The organism is Nocardioides sp. CPCC 206348 (assembly GCF_048654705.1).
Taxonomy (GTDB): domain Bacteria; phylum Actinomycetota; class Actinomycetes; order Propionibacteriales; family Nocardioidaceae; genus Nocardioides.
Map to the genome: position 1 here is coordinate 1 of NZ_JBMCZA010000210.1, position 2,633 is coordinate 2,633.

The window sequence follows — 2,633 nt, forward strand, 5'->3', positions numbered from 1 at the left end:
AAACGCCACAGGGCCCCCGCCGAAGCGGAGGCCCTGCAAGCGATTGCTACGCGGTGGAACTCAGAAGTCCATGCCGCCCATGCCACCGGTCGGGTCGCCGCCACCAGCGGCAGCCTTCTCCGGCTTGTCGGCCACGACGGCCTCGGTGGTGAGGAACAGCGCGGCGATCGACGCGGCGTTCTGCAGCGCCGAGCGGGTGACCTTGGCCGGGTCGATGATGCCCGCGGCCAGCAGGTCGACGTACTCGCCGGTCGCGGCGTTGAGGCCCTGGCCGGCCGGGAGACCGGCGACCTTCTCCGCAACGACGCCGCCCTCGAGGCCGGCGTTGATCGCGATCTGCTTCAGCGGGGCCGAGAGCGCGACGCGAACGATGTTCGCACCGGTGGCCTCGTCACCCTCGAGCTCCAGCTTCTCGAACGCGGTCGCGCCGGCCTGGACCAGTGCGACACCGCCGCCGGGCAGGATGCCCTCTTCGACGGCAGCCTTCGCGTTGCGGACGGCGTCCTCGATGCGGTGCTTGCGCTCCTTGAGCTCGACCTCGGTGGCCGCGCCGACCTTGATGACGGCCACGCCGCCGGCCAGCTTCGCGAGGCGCTCCTGGAGCTTCTCGCGGTCGTAGTCGGAGTCCGACTTCTCGATCTCGGCACGGATCTGGTTGACCCGACCCTCGATCTGGCCAGCGTCGCCGGCACCCTCGACGATGGTGGTCTCGTCCTTGGTGATGACGACCTTGCGGGCCTGGCCGAGCAGCTCGAGACCAGCGGTCTCCAGCTTGAGGCCGACCTCTTCGGAGATGACCTGGCCGCCGGTCAGGATCGCGATGTCCTGCAGCATGGCCTTGCGGCGGTCGCCGAAGCCGGGGGCCTTGACGGCGACCGACTTGAACGTGCCACGGATCTTGTTGACGACCAGGGTCGACAGCGCCTCGCCGTCGACGTCCTCGGCGAGGATGACGAGCGGCTTGCCCGACTGCATGACCTTCTCCAGGAGCGGCAGCAGGTCCTTGACGTTGCTGATCTTGGAGTTGGCGATGAGGACGTAGGCGTCCTCGAGGACCGTCTCCATGCGCTCGGGGTCGGTGACGAAGTAGGCCGAGATGTAGCCCTTGTCGAACCGCATGCCCTCGGTGAGCTCGAGGTCGATGCCGAAGGTGTTCGACTCCTCGACCGTGATCACGCCCTCCTTGCCGACCTTGTCCATCGCCTCGGCGATGGCGTCACCGACTGTGGCGTCGCCACCGGCGGAGATGGTGGCGGTGGCGGCGATCTGCTCGCGCGTCTCGACGTCCTTGGCCAGGGCGAGCAGCTGCTCGGTCACGGCCGTGACAGCCGCCTCGATGCCGCGCTTGAGGCCCATCGGGTTGGCGCCCGCGGCAACGTTGCGGAGGCCTTCCTTGACGAGGGCCTGGGCGAGCACGGTCGCGGTGGTCGTACCGTCACCGGCGACGTCGTCGGTCTTCTTGGCGACCTCCTTGACCAGCTCGGCGCCAATGCGCTCGTAGGGGTCCTCGAGGTCGATCTCCTTGGCGATGGAAACACCGTCGTTGGTGATCGTGGGGGCGCCCCACTTCTTCTCCAGGACGACGTTGCGGCCCTTGGGGCCGAGGGTGACCTTGACGGCGTCGGCGAGCGTGTTCATGCCACGCTCGAGCCCGCGCCGGGCCTCTTCGTTGAAAGCAATCAGCTTCGACATGTCTCTTGCGATCCTTCGCAGGTGCGTTCGTGGTGATCCGGTCCGAAGGGCCGGTCCGGGATTGGCACTCTGATCTTACGAGTGCCAGCCTCATGTTTAGCACTCGACCCCTGCGAGTGCAAGGAAAAGACGTTCAGCGAAGGTCGGCGAAGCTCCCCACGGGCACCTCTTCGCCGGGCTCCCAGCCCACGAGGCGGGAGACCCGCTGGAGGTCCGGGGTCCCGACCCGCCACGCGAGGATCCGCGACGTACCGGAGCGGGACTGCAGCAGCACCGTCTCGTCGTCGAGCCAGCCGGCGACGGGGCAACAGCCCTTCCAGCGGCCCTCGTCCAGGCCGGGCATGACCAGGAGATGGACGTCCTCGCCCTCCACGGTCCCCACCCGGGCCGCGACCGCGTCCGTGCCACCCACCGGGCCGCCCGTCGGTCCCGTCGCGGGTTCGGCGAGGAACATGGCCTGCGCAGCACCGTCCTTCCTCGAGACCCGGATCGGCCCAAACGGTTCGTCGGACGTGTCCCACACCCGCGGCACGTCCGGGCCGCCCGAGGACGAATCGATGCCGGACCCCGTGACGTCGTACGTCGTCCCGACTCCGTCGGGTGGGCCCAGCTCGCCGGGCGTCCAGACTTCGGCGGAGTTGAGCCAGAGCGCTTGCTCGCCCATCCACGGCACGATGTCGTAGCTCGACCACGAGCCCTTCATCAGGTCGTAGACCTCCAGCGAGCTGTCCTGGACGAAGAACACGTGCTTGCCGTCGGGCGCGAGGCTCTCCTGGGTCAGCGCCGACTGCGCATTGCCCTGCTCGTCGGTGACCCGGTCGAGCCGGCCCACGTCCAGTGAGTACGACGTCCGGTCGGCGCCGATCACGACCACCCGACCGGGCGCGACACTCTCACCGGCGAGCTGGTAGACGGCCACGGCGCGCACGCCGGCGGGATGG

2 protein-coding genes are annotated in these 2,633 nt (G+C 68.9%); both read right to left on the minus strand.

The features are described from left to right. Positions 1 to 60 precede the first annotated feature (60 nt). On the minus strand, positions 61 to 1,692 hold the full coding sequence (gene groL / locus ACOADB_RS20870) for a chaperonin GroEL (RefSeq protein WP_182379717.1): 1,632 nt from the start codon (positions 1,690 to 1,692) through the stop codon (positions 61 to 63). A 133-nt stretch (positions 1,693 to 1,825) separates the two neighbouring features. Further along, a partial coding sequence (locus ACOADB_RS20875) for a hypothetical protein (protein WP_378602982.1) occupies positions 1,826 to 2,633 on the minus strand: 808 nt, incomplete at its 5' end.

Excerpts from the sequence above, each read along its gene's own strand:
- groL (WP_182379717.1), bottom strand. The coding sequence starts at position 1,692 with ATGTCGAAGCTGATTGCTTTCAACGAAGAGGCCCGGCGCGGGCTCGAG.